Raw genomic sequence first — 16,237 nt, 5'->3', positions numbered from 1 at the left:
CTTCTCACTTGTGTATCCCAACACACCCCCCCCCCCCCCCCCCCACCCCCCCCCCCCCCCCCCCCCCCCCCCCACGACCGTGTTCATACGGGGTACTTACGCGTTGTGACGTGTGATGGCGGCCTTGTAGACCTCAACGGTCTGCTCGGCTATCCGCGCCCAGGAGAACTCGTCGATGCAGCGCTGACGTCCAGCGGTTCCGAACGCCTCGGCGCGTTCGAGATCGCGGGTGAGGTCGTTGATCGCTGCGGCGAAGGCCGACTCGAAGGCGGCGACCTGCTCGGGGGTCGAGGAGTCGGTCGGGGCCCCGTCGACCAGGTGGCCGGTCGTCCCGTTGACGACGACCTCCGGGATGCCACCGACCCGGGAGGCGACCACCGGCGTGGCGCAGGCCATGGCCTCGAGATTGACGATACCCAGCGGTTCGTAGACCGAGGGGCACGCGAAGACCGTGGCAGCCGAGAGAACCTGACGGACTGACGGGCGTGGCAGCATATCCTGAACCCAGATGACCGGGGCCTGACGGGACGCTCTCACCTCGTCGAACGCCTTCTTGAACTCCTCACCGATCTCGGGGGTGTCCGGGGCCCCAGCCAGCAGGACGAGCTGGGTGTCGGGGTCGAGTTCGGCAGCGGCGCGCACCAGATGGATCAGGCCTTTCTGACGGGTGATGCGTCCCACGAAGACTACTGACGGGCGTTCCGGATCCATGCCGATCTCGCGGCAGACGTCGGTCCCGGTGACGGGGTGGAACTCCTCGGTGTCCACGCCGTTGCGTACCACGTGTACCTTGTCCGGGTCGAGCTCCGGGTAGGCCCGCAGGACGTCGTTGCGCATGCCATCGGAGACCGCAATGATGGCGTCGGCGGCGTCGTAGGCCGTCTTCTCGGCCCACGAGGACAGCCGGTATCCGCCACCCAGTTGCTCGGCCTTCCATGGCCTGTCGGGCTCCAGGGAATGGGCGCTGATGACATGCGGGACGTCATGGAAGACGCCGGCCAGCAGACCAGCGAGATTGGCGTACCAGGTGTGGGAATGGACGAGATCGATTTCGTCAGGGATCGCATCGACCATGGACAGGTCAGCTCCGAAGGCCCGCAGCGCGCCGTTGGCGCCCCCCGGGTAGTTCTCGGCATGGGCGGTGGCTCCCTCTCGTGGTTCTCCCATGCACTGCACATCGACGTCGATGAGGTTGCGCAGATGAGGGACGAGTTGCGCGACGTGGACGCCGGCACCTCCGTAGATGGTAGGAGGGTATTCGCGGGTCAGAACGGACACGTACATGACGTGATCGTCCCACAAAGACGGCGTTGATGGGTCAATGGGGTGACCTTGTCGTCAACGAATCAGGAACCCTCCACGACATTGGCCGTTCAAGGCCCGAACCATTGCCTCTCAGAGGCTCGGTGGCGGTAGATTGAGGGCCATGGCAAAGACGCGTCCCAAGGTTCTGTCCGTCGTCCTCGCTGGCGGTGAGGGCAAACGCCTCATGCCCCTCACGATGGACCGTGCCAAACCAGCCGTGCCGTTCGGTGGTACCTACCGGCTCATCGACTTCGTGCTGTCGAACCTGGCGAACTCGGGCCTCACCCAGATCGCGGTGCTGACCCAGTACAAGTCGCACTCCCTCGACCGTCACATCTCCATCACGTGGAGGATGTCAACGATGTTGGGGTCGTACGTTACCCCGGTCCCGGCTCAGCAGCGTCTCGGACCTCGCTGGTACCTCGGCAGCGCCGACGCCATTTACCAGTCCCTCAATCTCATCAACGACCAGGATCCCGATTACGTCGTGGTATTCGGTGCCGACAACATCTACCGGATGGACGTTGACGCCATGCTGCAGTACCACATTGATTCCGGTCTGGGATGCACCGTCGCCGGGATTCGGGTGCCCCGCAAGGAGGCCTCGGCCTTCGGAATCATCGATGCTGACGAGAACCACAGGATCACTGAGTTCCTCGAGAAGCCCGCTGATCCGCCTGGCCTGCCGGGCTCCCCGGACGAGTCCTTCGCCTCCATGGGTAACTACATCTTCAGCCGCGAGGCCCTGGTGCAGGCTCTGCACGACGATTCCCACACCGCCGATTCGCGCCATGACATGGGCGGAGACATCATCCCCAGGTTCGTCAACGCCTCCGATGCTCAGGTCTATGACTTCCGCGACAACGAGGTTCCGGGTCACACCGGCAAGGACGCCGACTACTGGCGCGACGTGGGCACCATCGACGCCTACCACGACGCGCACATGGACCTGGTGTCGGTCGAGCCGGAGTTCAACCTGTACAACCCTGACTGGCCGATCTGGACCATGCAGGAGCAGGCCCCTGGTGCCAAGTTCGTGATGCGTGGTTCCTGCGATGACACCCTGGTCTCGGCTGGATGCATCATCTCCGGAACCGACATCTACCGCACGGTGCTGGGTCCACGCGCCCGCATCGAGAGGTGGGCTCGTGTCGACGAGTCGATCGTCATGAACAACGTGACGATCGGGTCCAACGCCACCATCCATCGCACCATCCTCGACAAGAACGTCATCGTTCCCGACGGGGCTCAGGTGGGTGTGGACCACGACCACGACCGCGCTCGCGGATTCACCGTCTCCCCGGGTGGTGTGACAGTGGTCGGCAAGGGAATCACCGTCCCCTACTGATCGGGACGATTTACAGGACGCACGGAGTGGCTCCCCGGTGATCCGGGGGGCCACTCCACTTCGTCGTGGTTGATGGGATCATCCCTTCATCGCCAGCAGCAGACCTTCGCCCACCGGCAGCAGGACAGGGGTGAACTCCTCGGTCTCCAGCACCGAGTCGAGGGTCTCGCGGATGATGAGGGTGTCGTCGTCCTCGTTGTCAGGGTCAGCGACGTGATTGTTGGCCAGTGCGGCATTGACGATGACGACTCCGCTCTGACGCAGCAGACGTAGCGCCTGGGAGACGTACTCGACGTATTCCAGCCGGTCACCGTTGATGAGGACCATGTCGTAGGCGTCGTCGCGCAGCTTGGGCAGCACGTCCAGTGGGGTGCCGGTGATAAGACGCACCTGGTTGGAGTGGATTCGTGCCAGTGAGAGGATTTTGCGGGCGGCAGCCTGGTGCTCGGCATCGGGGTCGATGCTGGTCAGCACGCCTTTGGCAGTCATGCCCTCCAACAGGGCCAGGGCTGAGACGCCCACGTCGGTACCGACGGTGACGACGTTGCTGGCTTGCATCGTGCGTGCCAGGAAGGTCAGCAGGGCAGTGGTGCCGTTGCCGAGCACCTCCCACTGATCGGCGCGTGCGGCCTCGCGGGCCTCCTGCAAGGCAGGGGAGGGGGCGACGAAGCCGTCGGCGTACTCCCACGACCGGGCGTCTGGGACTTGATGTCTGGGCTGTGCTGGACTCACACGAACAGCCTAGCCCGCCGGGGCCATCTCGTGGCTACCATGGGCACCAAGTACACAAGGAGGTCTCGCATGTCCGCTCCCGTTTTCGGCCGTCTGCTCACGGCCATGGTGACTCCGATGACGTCCGAAGGGGTGGTCGACCTGCGTCGAGTCGGCGAATTGGCGCACAAACTCGTTGACGAGCAGCGCAATGACGGCCTCGTCGTCAATGGCACGACCGGGGAGTCCCCGACGACCACTGATGCCGAGAAGGCTGACGTCATCAGGACCGTCGCCGAGGCCGTCGGGCCGGGGGCCACCATCGTCGCCGGGGTCGGGACCAATGACACCGCCCACACCGTCGAACTGGCCCGCCAGGCTGCCGAGGCTGGCGCGGACGGCCTTCTGGCCATCACCCCGTACTACTCCAAGCCCTCGCAGGCTGGACTGATCGAGCACTTCACCACCGTTGCCGACGCCACCGACCTGCCGATCATGCTCTACGACATTCCCGGTCGCACCGGGACTCCGATCGAGACGGAGACCCTCATCGAGCTGGCCGACCATCCCAACATCGTGGCCGTCAAGGACGCCAAGGGGCAGGTCGTCGAGTCGGCCACGGTGATGGCCAACACCGCCTTGGCCTACTACTCCGGCGATGACGCCATCACCCCTGCCCTGTTGTCGGTCGGTGGAGTCGGAGTCGTCGGGACGTCGACTCATTTCACCGGCAAGCGAATGCACGAGGTCATTGACGCCTATATCGAGGGACGGATTGACGAGGCCCTGGCGATCTACCGCGAAATCCTGCCGGTTCTCATCGGAGTCTTCGCCGCCCAGGGCGTCACCATGGTCAAGGCCGGACTGGCGCACCAGGGATTTGACGTCGGTGGGGTCCGTCTTCCCCAAACCATGCCGACCACTGAGCAGACCGAGACCTTCTTCGATCTGCTGGATCGCACTCGGCTGTGACAGCTCTGTGGCGACATTGGAAGGTCAAGTTCCGGGGTAAGGTATAGGGCATGTCCACAGCAGGTCCAGCGGAAATCGCGGTACTCGTCATCATTGCTGTGCTCATGTTTGGGCCGGACAAGTTGCCCGAGATGGCCCGCAAGGCGGCGCGCGTCTACCACTACCTCAAGAACATCGCGAACAGCACGAGGGATCAGCTCCGTAGTGAGCTGGGGCCGCAGTTTGCTGACCTCGACTACCAAGACCTCAAGCCGCAGAACTTCGTGCGGAAGTACGTCCTGGACGGTCTGCAGGATGACATTGACGAGATCAAGTCTGACCTGTCTGACGTTCGATCCGACCTTGACCTGGGCCTGGCGGACATCCGCAACTCGGAAGGGCTGCCGGAGGCGCCGTCGGGGTCGAGTCCGGAGGCGGTGCATGACTTCAGCCAGCCGGTGCCCTTCGACACCGAGGCGACCTGATTTTGCCTCGCAGATGATCCAGAAAAGAATGGGTCCCCGTCAGTACTGACGGGGACCCATTCTTCGTGATGGTTGATCAGACTGGAGAAACTCCCAGGTTCATCCCGGCCAGTCCACGCGGGCGGGAATCGATGGTGCCCGCCAAGTCGTGGATGGCCTTGGCAGCTGGGGACTCCGGGTGGGCGAGGACGATCGGGTCTCCTCTGTCGCCGCCGCTGCGTAGATCGACGTCCAGCGGAATCTGGCCCAGTAGCGGGACCTCGGTGCCCAGACGCTCCGACAGGGCCTCAGCGGCCTTCTGGCCACCGCCGCTGCCGAAGAGATCGACGCGGAAGGTCTCGCCCGACTTCGGGGCGGTGACCTCCAACCAGGACATGTTCTCGACGACGCCCATGACGTGCTGCTGCATGATTCCGGCCATCGTTCCGGCGCGCTCAGCGACCTCGGAGGCAGCCTGCTGCGGGGTGGTGACGACGAGCACCTCGGCATTGGGCAGTTTCTGGCCCAGGCTCATGGCGACGTCGCCGGTGCCGGGCGGAAGGTCGATGAGGAGGTAATCGAGGTCGCCCCAGTGGACGTCAGCCAGCAGCTGGGTGAGGGCGCGATCGAGGATCGGGCCGCGCCAGGCGATGACGTCGGACTTGTTGGGCTTCATCATGCCGATGCTGATCGACTTGATGCCCAGACCGGGGACCGGCAGCAACATGTCGTCGAGGGGAGTGGGGTGGGCCTCACCCAGGCCAAGCATGTCGGGCACTGAGTGGCCGTAGATGTCAGCGTCCAGCAGACCCACTTCGCGGCCCAGCCGGGCCAAGGCCAGGGCCAGGTTGACGGTCACGGAGGACTTGCCGACGCCACCCTTGCCGGAGGACACCGCAATGACCTTGGTGGTGTTACCGGGCTGGGCGAAGGGGATGACGCGCTCGGGGACGCCGTCGCGCAGCTGCACCTTGAGGGCGTCACGCTGCTCGTCGGTCATGGTGCCGAGTTCCACGGAGACGCTGGTGACCCCGTCGACACCGCGGACGGCTTCGGTCACCTGCTCGCGCAGCTCAGTCTTGAGGGGGCATCCGGACACGGTCAGCAGGACGCGGACGAAGGCACGCCCCTGGTCGTCAACGGTGATCTCATCAACCATGTTGAGATCGGTGATGGGGCGTTTGATCTCGGGGTCATTGACGTGCGTGAGGGCTTCGGCAATGGCCTCGACCAACGGGTTATCGGTGCTCATGCTGACTTGTCTACACACCGTTGGGCCCCTCGGACAACTCGCCGGTCGCGAACCGATTCCGATCAGCGAGATCCGGAGGGCGCCGGAGTGGCCTCAATCTCCTCCAGGAGGGAGCGCAATTCGTCGCGCAGTTCGGAGCGTAGGTAGTCGCGGGTGGCCAGTTCGCCCATCTGCATTCGGATGGAGGCCACCTCCCTGGCCAGGAACTCCATGTCGGCGCGGGACTGGGCAGCCACCCGGCGATCCTCGGCCATCGACACCCGGTCACGGTCCTCCTGACGGTTCTGGGCCAGCAGGATGAGAGGGGCCGAGTAGGACGCCTGGGTGGAGAAGAACAGGTTGAGCAGGATGAACGGGTACGGGTCGAAGCGCAGCTTGTAGATCGCAACGAGGTTCCAGATCACCCAGGTGAGGACGATGACCGTCATGTAGGCGAGGAATTTCGCGGTTCCCATGAACCTGGCGGTGGCCTCGGCGAACTGGCCGAACTTCTCGGAGTCCAGCTGCACCTTGGGGCGTTTGGCCTTGCGCGGTCCCGGAATGTCGAGACGATCGGCATCGTAGGTCCTCTGATCGCCGTCAGCCATGGTTCACCTCCAAGAGTTCACCGTCCATCTGGTCGCCTCGCCAGTCAGCGGGCAGCAGGTGGTCGAGCAGGTCGTCAACGGCCACGGCCCCGACGAGCTGGTTCGTCTCGTTGACGACCGGGACCACGACGAGGTTGTAGGTGGCGAAATATCGGCTCACCGCACCCACCGGGGTGTCGGTGCGCATGGGCTCGAGATCAGTGTCAATGATGGCCGAGACCATCGTCGAGGGTGGTTCGCGCAGCAGGCGTTGGACGTGCACCGCTCCCAGATACCGACCGGTCGGGGTCTCGGTGGGAGGACGACACACGAAGACCATGGAAGCCTCGGCAGGGGTGATGTCCTCGATGCGGACCAGAGCCAGGGCGTCGGCAACGGTGGCATCGGGGGCGACGATGACCGGCTCTGGGGTCATCATGGCGCCGGCGGTGAACTCGTCGTAGGCCATCAGGGAGCGGACGTCCTCGGCGTCGTCAGGCTCCATGCGGGCCAGCAACTGGTGAGCTGTGGTGTCCGGCAATTCCTTGATGAGGTCGGCGGCGTCGTCGGGGTCCATCTCCTCGAGGATGTGAGCGGCGCGGTCACGGTCCAGGATGGTGATGAGGGAGACCTGCTCGTCCTCTGGCAGTTCCTCGATGGCGTTGGCAAGTTGGTCGTCGTCGAGGGCCATGGCCACCTCGGCGCGACGACGAGGATTCATGTCGTGCAACTCGCGGGCCATGTCGGCCGGTTTCATCTCGTGCATCTCGGCGATGGTGCGCTCGGTGGACTGCCGGGAGGCCAGTACCAGGGAGGGCACTTCGCGCCAGTCGACGATGGTCGGGTTGCTGGGGGTCTTGCGGATGAATCGGCCCCGTCCGGACTCGGCGAGAGCCACCTCGTTGATCTCCCACTCGCGACTGCGCACCGGGGCCATCGAGACATCCATCACCCACACCTGTATGCCATTACGGGTGAAGGTGCGGTCGAAGAGGTCCTCGACGACGAGGTTCTCGGAGACGCGGCGGGAGAACACCCGTGTGTTGACGGTTCCCGAGATCATGATCTGCACCGCGTCGATGGCGTGCACTCGGGCCATGGGCACGAATATCCGCCGACGGGCGAAGAGCTCGACGACGAGGCCACGGACGAGTGGGGCGCGGCCAGGGATACGCATCTGGACGACGACGTCCTTGGCCTTGCCGACCTGATCGCCACTGGCATCCATGACGGGAAGGCCACGAATCCGAGAAATGAATACCGACTGGGACCTGTTCACCTCGCACAATCTACCTGGAGGGCCAGCGACGATGCGTGACCTGACGACTGGGGACTGTCGCTGGCTGTCCGTACACTGTGGTCCAGATCAAGGAGGTAGTTGTGACGATGAGTGTGATGCCGGGCAGGGCAAGTGCCATGTTCACTCTTGAATACCCGCAGTCGGTCGTTGTAGTCGACGATTACGAGACGGCCCAGAAGATTGTCGATGAGCTGTCCGACAAGGAGTTCCCGGTCGAGAACTTGTGCATCGTCGGAACCGACCTCAAGACGATGGAGCGAGTCACCGGTCGTCGTACCTGGGGTTCGGTGCTCGGCCAGGGTGCCGTCTCCGGACTTGGCATGGGCCTGCTGGTCGGCCTCATGATGATGTTCTTCACCACCGGAGAGGCCATCTTCGTGGTGCTGCTGACGGGTCTTCTCGTGGGCGTCATCATCGGGATGATCACGGCTGCCATCACGTACGCGATGTCGGGTGGGGAGCGCGATTTCAACTCCGTCCAGCAGGTTCTCGCCACTCATTATGAGGTGCTGGCCGAGCACAAGGTGGCTGCCAAGGCCCGGGAGATGGTTGCCGAGATGCCCTTCATGAGGGCCAAGGCATTCCAGGGCTGATCCCCGTCGGGATCACTGCGCATCGTCAGTGCGTGTGACCAGCGGCGGGTGCTGATGATCAATGGGAGACGCGTCCCCAGATGTCGCCCATCCAGGCCTCGACCTCGTCGATCTGACGGGGGCAGTCCTTGGACAGCCACTCGGGCTCACCCTCGGTGATGCACAGGTCGTCCTCAATGCGAACACCGATGCCTCGGAACTCCTCGGGGACCAGCAGGTCCGTCTCTTTGAAGTAGATGCCCGGTTCGTCAGAGATGCACATGCCCTTCTTCAACGGTCCGGAGTAGTCCTGACGACGTGCCTGGTTGCAGTCGTGGACGTCCATGCCGAGATGGTGAGAGGTGCCGTGAACCATCCAACGACGGTGCTGGCCACCTTCGGGCGAGAGGGATTCCTCGACGCTGACCGGCAGGATTCCCCACTCGTGCAGGTACTCGCAGATGACGCGGATGGCCGCCTGGTGGATCTCTGCGTGGTCGTGTCCGAGCTTGGCGACGGCAGCAGCAGCGTCCTGGGCCTCCAGGACGGCCTGGTAGACCCGACGCTGTGCCGGGGAGAACGTGCCCGAGATCGGCAGGGTACGCGTGATGTCGGCGGTGTAGAGGGAATCGACCTCGACACCGGCATCAATGAGGATGAGCTCACCAGGACGCAAGTCGCCGTCATTACGCACCCAGTGCAGGGTGTTGGCGTGGTCACCGGCAGCACAGATCGAGCCATAGCCGACCTCATTGCCGAGGTGACGGGCGACCCGTCCGAAGGTGCCCTCCATCCAGCGCTCACCGCGTCCCTTGCGAACGGCCTCCGGAATCTCGGCGATCATGGATTCGAAGCCGACCTTGGACTTGCGGCAGGCGTCGCGCAGCTGCTCGACCTCCCAGTCGTCTTTGCAGAAACGAGCCGCTGAGGAGAACTCGTAGAGTTCCTCGTCGGCTTCCTCGCAGCCTTTGGTACGCAGGGAGTCGACGGTCGCGGTGACGTTCTCGTCGGCGTCACGAATGACACGAACCGTCACGTCATCGGTCGACAGGGCGTCGTTGAGCTGGGAGATGTCGCGGCAGGTCAGCCCAGTCATGGCCGCCATCTCCTCCAGCGACTCACGCTTGCCGACCCACATCTCTCCGTAGGTCGAATCGGCATAGAACTCCCGGTCGGTGCGCGGGGCACGGGGCTTGAAGTACAGCACGTCGCGGGTCTCGGCAGTGGTGTCAACGACGAGCACCGCATTGGGCTCCCGGTCGGTACCCAGGCCCGAGTAGTAGGCGAAGGTGGTGTTGGGTCGGAAGGGGTAGTCGCAGTCATTGTTGCGGCGCACGAGATGTCCGGCCGGAATGACGAGTCGGCCCCCGTCGAAGCGGGCGGCCAAGACGTCACGGTGGGCAGCCGCCGAGGGCACGGAGCCGAGGGCCTCAGGGAGTTCGTCGGGGTAAGGGGCCCAGTCCGTGGGGATGAAGTCGACGAAGGCCTTGGAGAACGGGGTCTGACGCTTGGGGACCTTCTGTTCCTCGGCGTGCTCCGTCTGTTCGTTCAGATCTGACGACTTCGTCTCGGTCATGTGTGTCAGGACCTCCGCTGGTTGATGGGTGTGACTTCCAGTGTAGGTGTCGATGACATGGAAGTGCTGGCAGACGACGACCGTCTCGTCCGTGATCTCGATCAGGATCACCGAGATCTTCGATAGTATGTCGGCGAGGTCCAGAACTCCAGGTGAGCTGAATGTCACTCCTGACGGTTGGCGAAGTCCTCTCCCCCGCTACGGGCGTACTCCTCCACAAGACATGAGGTGGCGGTCGTGTCTCCGGCGAAGGATGACTGTCACGAGACAGTAACGCAGCGGACCGGGACACCATATTCGCTGCTGGGCAGGTTGTCGTCCATGCGCATCACCTAACCGACGAGAGGTAGGCTGTGCCTCACATGTCAACAGGGCCTGCTCACGCTCAACGGGTACAGGGCCCGGAACCTAGGAGGTCAGCGTGAAAGCCGCGGCACAGGATCAGTGGAAGCTTCTCGATCTTGCACGGACCGACCGTCTGATCGCCCAGGCCGAGCACCGTCGCCAGACCCTGCCGGAGTTGGCCGAGCTCAAGGACCTCGCTGTCCAGCGCAGGACCCTAGCGGAGGAGGTCGTCGCCAAGTCGACCGCGCTGTCGGACGCCAAGATGGAGCAGGAGCGCATCGAGGGTGACCTCGAGCCGGCCCGTGCCCGCATGGAGCGCAATCAGAAGACCGTTGACTCCGGTTCCATCACCGACCACAAAGCTTTGAAGGGGCTGATGGAGGAGATCGAGCATCTCGGACGACGCATCAGTCTGCTGGAGGACACCGAGCTCGAGGCCATGCAGGCCGTCGAGGACGCAGCAGCCGCCCACGCCGACGCGGATCGTCGTCGTATTGAGCTGGATGGCCACATCCGCACCGTCCTGGCCTCTCGCGATGTCGGCCTCAAGGGGATTGACGACGAGCTCGACGAGTTGCGCCGGTCTCGCGAGACTCAGGCGGGGGGTATCCCGGCCGACCTGCTCAAGGTCTACGAGTCGCTACGAGAGCGCACCGGGATGGGATGTGCCAAGCTCGTCCACGGGGTATGTGAGGCGTGTGGCATCGCTGCGAATGGGACCGATCTGCGCGCCTATGCCGCAGCAGCCGAGGACGACGTGGTGCGGTGCGAGGAATGCGACCGGATCCTGGTGCGTACCGGGGAGTCCCTCTGAGGGGTGCGTCGTTGCCCGGGTGGCGGCGATGACCGTAGAATCAACGGTTGGACGAGCCATCCGGGTGATCGCGGCAACCTTGAGTTGTCGAGGAAAGTCCGGGCTCCGCAGAGCAGGGTGGTGGGTAACGCCCACCCGGGGTGACCCGCGGGAAAGTGCCACAGAAAACAAACTGCCGGCTTGTGGGCCGGTGAGGGTGAAACGGCGGGGTAAGAGCCCACCGCGTCATCGGTGACGGTGACGGCACGGCAAACCCCACTTGGAGCAAGGCCAAGAAGACCGTGAGGTCGCGGACGTGTTCGAGGGCTGCTCGCCCGAGCGTCCGGGTAGGCTGCGCAGCCGAAAGGCTGGAGGACGCCAGTAATGGCGTTCACAGATGGATGATCACCGGCCCTGATGGGCCACAGAACCCGGCTTACAGGATGGCTCGTCCCTCTATTGCCGCTATGACTAGGGGTTTTGTCTGTTTTGAGGCGATCGTGCCGCTGTAAAGGGCCTAGTAGATCCGGGTAGGGCCGAGTGCGGAGCGGCAAGAGAGCGGCACAGTCGGGCTCGCCATCGGCTGGGAACATCATCGGTGATGGGCTCGATCATGCCGGGGTCGTCGTCGGGGATCTTCAGGGCGTCGGTGATTCGCCATTTCTTGCCGGTGACTGGGTTCTTGACCCAGGTGATTTTCTCGATCTGTTCGCGCAGTTTTCCGTTTTGGGTCTGTACTACGCCGATGTCGTGGTGGAGCTGATTATTGGCTGCCTTGATGAGATTGGTGAGGGTGTTGACGTCGGACATGGTGAGGTCTCCTGGTGTGGCGGGTTTTCCTTGGACGAGTGCCATGAATCGGTCCCACGGGAAGTAGGGTCCGGGGTCGTCGTGATCGGATTGGTGGAACGCGTCAGAGACGTTGTCGTGGCCGCAGATGCCGGCCATGCCATCCCTAACCTGGGCGGTGGACAGCTTGCGGGTGGGAATGCGCTGGCGGCGGCAAATCTCTCGAGCCAAAGTGGCGGCGCGCTCCACGGCGGGCCATACCTGTGGTGACAGCCATTGTTCACGGGTGTAGGCGTGAGCAGGGTTCGCAAATGAGGTGCGGGAGCCGCCGCCGGAGCAGATTTCGATGCCGATGGAATGAGCGTTGGGTGGGGCGTGGTAGCCGATGGTCTCCTCGGGCAGGCATTGCACCGTAGTGGAGATGTCGCAGATATGGTGCGCTGATGCCGATCGCGGCGTGGACGCGAAATACTTCGCCGTCGAGACGGCCCTGCCTGCCTTGGAGGCGGACGGGAATCCGACATCTGGGCAGGTGGCGTGGATGACCAGCCGGGTGACCGGCGTGTTGGACTTGCCGCCATGATGAGCAGCAACTTGTCGACGCCGCCAGCCTGCACACATGTCGACGCATCCGATGCGCAACGTGCCGTCACTGCAATCGACAACCGCTCCCTCACTGATGCGAAGATGAGCCTGACTGGGAAAACCGCCACGGTCGGCAATCGCCGAGACCTCGAGCTTGAAACAGCTGATGGTTTCATAAAGGTCAACTGGGAAAGCCTTACCGAATACACGATCGAGGTCATCGAACACATGTCCGATGGTCCAGGCGGTCAGGTCATCACATTCGAAGTCATCCAGATTCACATGTGACTATGATTAACCTGTTCTCGTCCGCCAGAGAGCATCCTCTTCGACATAGCCATCGCTGCCACGGCCATGCTGAACACGACGAGGCGGGCGAAGAAAACCAAGACCCCGGCGGATGGGCCGAGGTGTGAGGAGGTTGCCGTACGGGCACCCTCGAACAGATTGGACAGGGTTATGGAGTGGCTAATTGTAGTCATTGTGATTGTGGTAGTGATCGTACTAATTATTAACTTTTGGTATGTATTCGCCGCTATCGTTGGTGCCTATCTTGTTTATCGAATCATCCGGTACACCATGATGGTCCATTACTTCAAGTCGGACAAGTTTGTCTCCCGCGCCAATCAGGTTGAGGAAATCGTCAATGAGCACAATGACATCGTTCAGTATGCTTCTGAGATCAGCGGAGATGGTTCCCTTGAAATCGGGTACTCGAGGACTGGCGGGAACGCTCATCTTGCCACGACCGAAAACACGAGTCGCCATGCATACCGGCGCGACAGGAACGTCGCTCACCTGACTGAGGTGAACGTTCACAACTGCTCTCTCCAGGTCGTCAGGAAGGCGGCCGAGGACCCCATCAAGTACCTCATCAAGTATTTCGGGATTAGCACTACCGAGGACGAAGTGAAGCGCTTGGAAGGAATAGCAGATCGCATGTCCAGGCTGGAGAACGCTGTCGACAACCTGCACGAACGTGAGCGAGCGATCGAGACTGACCTCACGCCTCCGAAGTTCATCCTCAAGCACTACCATGAAAAGTTCATGGATAAAGTAGGCGTTGATCTATCTTCAATTGACGTCCCCTATCCTAAATACAGGTTTGAGTATGTCAGCGCTGGCGGGAACAGCAGTCAGAAGACTGACATCAAAGTGACCACCGATGTCATGGATGAACTGATATCAACGGTATCGGATAAAGTGAAGTACAGGGCGAGTGCAGCTGGCCAGCGAGCCTTGATGACATCGGCGGTCCGTGAGCGTATTAAGTCTCGTGATAACTACACATGCAGGAGCTGCGGAGTCTCGCTCAGTCAAGAGCCTCACCTGCTCCTTGAAGTTGACCACATTTTTCCTGTGTCCAAGGGCGGTCTGTCGGTTGACGAGAACCTCCAAACGCTGTGCTGGAGATGCAACAGGTCGAAATCGAACAAGCTGCCAGTAATTGAGAGTCGCCAACTGGCTGGTGTCGATGATGGGGAGACATATCCGGCGTGAATCAATGGATTTGCCTGCATTAGCAGCTCAGTGCAGCCAGGCACACTCGAGTAGTCAGGGACCAAGCGGACATGACCACTTGGGCCCTGACTACGTTGTTCGTCTCCATCGGCGGAGATGTGTCCCACCCCATGGTCATGATCGAGGTATGGATCATCCATGGCCGAGATTGAGACCCCCTCGAGGGCTGGTGCGTGGCATGGGAGCCCCCGCTAGACGGTGTCGCTGATGGCGAGGTGGGCATGAAGGCATCGCGACGGCCAGCCGAATGTCTACCCCTCCTAAACGCACGTGTCTAGGAGGGGTAGACTGTCGGTTGTGGTCAAGCCGATGAAGTACCGCGAACTCGCCAAGCTCCTGTCCCGCGCCGGATTCACCTCGACGCCGGGCAAGGGTGACCACGTGAAGTGGACCAACGGCTCGCACACGGTGATCATTACACGCATCCGCGAAGTTTCCCCGGCGTCGTCCGGCAAGCCCTCGCGGCTATCGAGAGGAGCAAAGCATGACCAGCCAACTCACTGTTCACGCCATCCGCTGGAGTGGAGGATGGGAACTCCACCTCGACGACGACAATTGCACCCAAGTTCGCACCCTCGACCAGGCAGACCGGCAGGTACGCGACTACCTCGACACCCTCGACGAGGCCACCAGTCATGACGATTGGGACATCACCATTATTCCCGAGATCGGCGGATACGATCAGGCGATGGCTGCGCGGGCACAAACCCGCGCAGCCATCGAGGCCCAGGCAGCCGCCGCTGTCGCCTCACGCGAAGCTGTGCGGACGCTTCGCGCGCAGGGGTTGACGATGGCTGAGTGTGCGTCCATTCTCGGTGTCACCCGGGGCAGGGTCGCCCAGCTTGCCCGCTGATGGGGAATGTGCGGGATCGATGGAACGACGCCAACCCTAACGGCGGTAAAAGGGTGCGCAGTGCACGTTGGAGCCGTGGGAAGCGTTGGCAGGTGGTCTGGGTGGACGACCGGTTGGCGCCATTGGCGCTCGTGTGCCCACAAGGAGGCGGCGGCCCTGATCCGCGAGCATGAGGTCAGTCCGTCAAAGCTGCCGGTGTGACGCTGGATGAGTGGATGCATCGGTGGATGACGGGGCGGTTGGATTGGCGCGAGTCGGCGCGACAGGTTGTTGATGACGAGATCATTGAGGTCAATCCGCGCGTGGGGGTCCGCCTGCCAGCTGTGTGGCCGTCGAAGCTGGCGATTCTTTCAATCGACCAGGTGGATCACATCGCGACGGTGATGACACCACGTCAGCGGTCGATGGTCGTGGTGGTGGCTGCGACTGGCATGAGGCAGCGGGAGTTACGCGGACTGACATGGGATCGAGTCGCTGGCGATCGCATGAGGATTGATCGACAGCTGTTGTCCGGCGGCGCTGATGCCACCTGGGGGCCTCCGAAGACTCCCCGGGCGGTGCGCACGATTGCGCTGGGGCGGGTCGCGAGACAGGCCCTTGAGGGGCGGCGCGAGAGCTTTGGCGGGGGCCTGAGGGGCTGGTGTGGGCGACCAGGGTGGTCTGGCGTATGGCCGGGCGGATCTGGGGCGATCGTGACGTCGCGCCGTGGAGGGCCTCGAGCTGTGGCCGAGGTCGGGGTGGCATGACCCGAGGCATTTTCACGCCTCGCTGCTCATTCACGCGGGGATGTCTCCGCATCCGACCTGGCTTACAGGATGGCTCGTCCTCCAGTCATCGGGTCGATGAAGTTCGGAATTCGCACTCCCAGCCTGTCCAAGTCCATCTCGGACAGGATGCGTGGCCGAGTCACGAGGACCGTCAAGCGCACCCTCGTCCCCGGTACGGCCGCAGGGGAATGGGATGGCTGCGGGACCCGCGTCGAGCCGCCTACAACAAAGTTTTTACCGGAAGACGACGATTCGTTTCGGTGATCGGTTCAAGTGAGGTGAATCACCCCTGACGGAGGGTATACGAAGGGGGTGATAACATCCTCGGGTCAGGTTGCTGGTGCCCCCATCAGCGCTGGAATCCGGTGAGAAGCCGGAGCTGACGCGCAGCGGTATGACTGATCTGCCCCGGCCGACGCCACTGGTGCCGTGAGCACTGGGAAGGAGCCGGGAACGGAGACGAGGTCGAGCCCGAAGACCACCTGACGACGCCCTGTCGGTACTCGGCCGCGCACGCCGGACACAGAAAGTTGGTTTCC

General features: G+C 62.8%; 14 protein-coding genes, 1 other RNA gene, 1 pseudogene and 1 riboswitch. Of the genes and pseudogenes, 9 read left to right on the top strand and 7 right to left on the bottom strand.

Annotated features, from left to right (window positions below):
• Positions 1-96: 96 nt before the first annotated feature.
• Positions 97-1,284 carry a glycogen synthase gene (glgA, locus tag ACSJJT_RS03500; RefSeq protein WP_435916939.1) on the bottom strand — a complete coding sequence of 396 codons (1,188 nt, stop codon included), beginning with the start codon at positions 1,282-1,284 and terminating at the stop codon, positions 97-99.
• 142 nt (positions 1,285-1,426) lie between these two features.
• Here glgA and glgC point away from each other — a divergent pair, with 142 nt between their 5' ends.
• Positions 1,427-2,653 (top strand): glucose-1-phosphate adenylyltransferase, encoded by a 1,227-nt coding sequence (gene glgC, locus ACSJJT_RS03495; protein ID WP_435916938.1) that lies wholly within the window; start codon positions 1,427-1,429, stop codon positions 2,651-2,653.
• 78 nt (positions 2,654-2,731) lie between these two features.
• On the opposite strand, the gene ACSJJT_RS03490 is transcribed toward glgC, so the two are convergent.
• Positions 2,732-3,385, bottom strand: a complete 654-nt coding sequence (locus tag ACSJJT_RS03490) for an O-methyltransferase (RefSeq protein ID WP_435916937.1) — start codon at positions 3,383-3,385, stop codon at positions 2,732-2,734.
• Between the two features lie 69 nt (positions 3,386-3,454).
• Between ACSJJT_RS03490 and dapA the strand changes: the two genes are divergently transcribed.
• A complete protein-coding gene (gene dapA, locus ACSJJT_RS03485; RefSeq protein ID WP_435916936.1) occupies positions 3,455-4,336 on the top strand; it encodes a 4-hydroxy-tetrahydrodipicolinate synthase in 882 nt (293 codons plus the stop codon).
• Positions 4,337-4,386: 50 nt separating this feature from the next.
• Entirely contained in the window at positions 4,387-4,800 is a 414-nt protein-coding gene (locus ACSJJT_RS03480) for a sec-independent translocase (RefSeq protein ID WP_435916935.1), read from the top strand.
• Positions 4,801-4,876: 76 nt separating this feature from the next.
• On the opposite strand, the gene ACSJJT_RS03475 is transcribed toward ACSJJT_RS03480, so the two are convergent.
• The 3 genes from ACSJJT_RS03475 to ACSJJT_RS03465 form a co-directional block, all read right to left on the bottom strand.
• Complete coding sequence (locus ACSJJT_RS03475; RefSeq protein ID WP_435916934.1) at positions 4,877-6,031, bottom strand: Mrp/NBP35 family ATP-binding protein; 1,155 nt, start codon at positions 6,029-6,031, stop codon at positions 4,877-4,879.
• 62 nt (positions 6,032-6,093) lie between these two features.
• The gene (locus tag ACSJJT_RS03470) at positions 6,094-6,618 is read right to left on the bottom strand and encodes a DUF1003 domain-containing protein (RefSeq protein WP_435916933.1); all 525 of its coding nucleotides are present in this window, start codon (positions 6,616-6,618) and stop codon (positions 6,094-6,096) included.
• A complete protein-coding gene (locus tag ACSJJT_RS03465) occupies positions 6,611-7,876 on the bottom strand; it encodes a magnesium transporter MgtE N-terminal domain-containing protein (RefSeq protein ID WP_435916932.1) in 1,266 nt (421 codons plus the stop codon). The genes ACSJJT_RS03470 and ACSJJT_RS03465 overlap by 8 nt, the downstream gene beginning before the upstream one ends.
• A 107-nt stretch (positions 7,877-7,983) precedes the next feature.
• Here ACSJJT_RS03465 and ACSJJT_RS03460 point away from each other — a divergent pair, with 107 nt between their 5' ends.
• Positions 7,984-8,490, top strand: coding sequence for a YflT domain-containing protein (locus ACSJJT_RS03460; RefSeq protein WP_435917063.1), 507 nt, complete (start codon positions 7,984-7,986; stop codon positions 8,488-8,490).
• A gap of 58 nt (positions 8,491-8,548) precedes the next feature.
• Here the strand turns inward: ACSJJT_RS03460 and ACSJJT_RS03455 are convergent, their stop codons facing one another.
• Complete coding sequence (locus ACSJJT_RS03455; RefSeq protein WP_435916931.1) at positions 8,549-10,045, bottom strand: aminopeptidase P family protein; 1,497 nt, start codon at positions 10,043-10,045, stop codon at positions 8,549-8,551.
• Positions 10,046-10,466: 421 nt separating this feature from the next.
• Between ACSJJT_RS03455 and ACSJJT_RS03450 the strand changes: the two genes are divergently transcribed.
• Positions 10,467-11,204, top strand: a complete 738-nt coding sequence (locus ACSJJT_RS03450; protein ID WP_435916930.1) for a zinc ribbon domain-containing protein — start codon at positions 10,467-10,469, stop codon at positions 11,202-11,204.
• A gap of 52 nt (positions 11,205-11,256) precedes the next feature.
• Positions 11,257-11,638: RNase P RNA component class A (gene rnpB, locus ACSJJT_RS03445), an RNA gene on the top strand.
• 16 nt (positions 11,639-11,654) lie between these two features.
• Here the strand turns inward: rnpB and ACSJJT_RS03440 are convergent.
• Positions 11,655-12,563, bottom strand: a pseudogene (locus tag ACSJJT_RS03440) (N-acetylmuramoyl-L-alanine amidase); the annotation flags it as partial.
• 348 nt (positions 12,564-12,911) lie between these two features.
• Between ACSJJT_RS03440 and ACSJJT_RS03435 the strand changes: the two are divergent.
• From ACSJJT_RS03435 to ACSJJT_RS03425, 3 genes are all read left to right on the top strand, one after another.
• Positions 12,912-14,057 carry an HNH endonuclease gene (locus ACSJJT_RS03435; RefSeq protein WP_435916928.1) on the top strand — a complete coding sequence of 382 codons (1,146 nt, stop codon included), beginning with the start codon at positions 12,912-12,914 and terminating at the stop codon, positions 14,055-14,057.
• A 505-nt stretch (positions 14,058-14,562) separates the two neighbouring features.
• A complete protein-coding gene (locus ACSJJT_RS03430; RefSeq protein WP_435916927.1) occupies positions 14,563-14,931 on the top strand; it encodes an antitoxin HicB in 369 nt (122 codons plus the stop codon).
• 215 nt (positions 14,932-15,146) lie between these two features.
• Entirely contained in the window at positions 15,147-15,677 is a 531-nt protein-coding gene (locus ACSJJT_RS03425; protein ID WP_435916926.1) for a site-specific integrase, read from the top strand.
• Between the two features lie 335 nt (positions 15,678-16,012).
• Positions 16,013-16,198, top strand: a riboswitch (cobalamin riboswitch).
• Positions 16,199-16,237 lie beyond the last annotated feature (39 nt).

The organism is Cutibacterium nasicola (genome assembly GCF_051303185.1).
In the GTDB taxonomy this organism is placed as follows: domain Bacteria; phylum Actinomycetota; class Actinomycetes; order Propionibacteriales; family Propionibacteriaceae; genus Cutibacterium.
Note: the sequence above shows the minus strand (reverse complement) of the source record. Positions and strands in the feature narration are given on the sequence as shown.

Coding starts and splice junctions, on each gene's coding strand:
- glgA (WP_435916939.1), bottom strand. CDS start 1,284: ATGTACGTGTCCGTTCTGACCCGCGAATACCCTCCTACCATCTACGGA.
- glgC (WP_435916938.1), top strand. CDS start 1,427: ATGGCAAAGACGCGTCCCAAGGTTCTGTCCGTCGTCCTCGCTGGCGGT.
- dapA (WP_435916936.1), top strand. CDS start 3,455: ATGTCCGCTCCCGTTTTCGGCCGTCTGCTCACGGCCATGGTGACTCCG.
- ACSJJT_RS03480 (WP_435916935.1), top strand. CDS start 4,387: ATGTCCACAGCAGGTCCAGCGGAAATCGCGGTACTCGTCATCATTGCT.
- ACSJJT_RS03475 (WP_435916934.1), bottom strand. CDS start 6,031: ATGAGCACCGATAACCCGTTGGTCGAGGCCATTGCCGAAGCCCTCACG.
- ACSJJT_RS03470 (WP_435916933.1), bottom strand. CDS start 6,618: ATGGCTGACGGCGATCAGAGGACCTACGATGCCGATCGTCTCGACATT.
- ACSJJT_RS03460 (WP_435917063.1), top strand. CDS start 7,984: ATGAGTGTGATGCCGGGCAGGGCAAGTGCCATGTTCACTCTTGAATAC.
- ACSJJT_RS03455 (WP_435916931.1), bottom strand. CDS start 10,045: ATGACCGAGACGAAGTCGTCAGATCTGAACGAACAGACGGAGCACGCC.
- ACSJJT_RS03435 (WP_435916928.1), top strand. CDS start 12,912: ATGCTGAACACGACGAGGCGGGCGAAGAAAACCAAGACCCCGGCGGAT.
- ACSJJT_RS03430 (WP_435916927.1), top strand. CDS start 14,563: ATGACCAGCCAACTCACTGTTCACGCCATCCGCTGGAGTGGAGGATGG.
- ACSJJT_RS03425 (WP_435916926.1), top strand. CDS start 15,147: ATGCATCGGTGGATGACGGGGCGGTTGGATTGGCGCGAGTCGGCGCGA.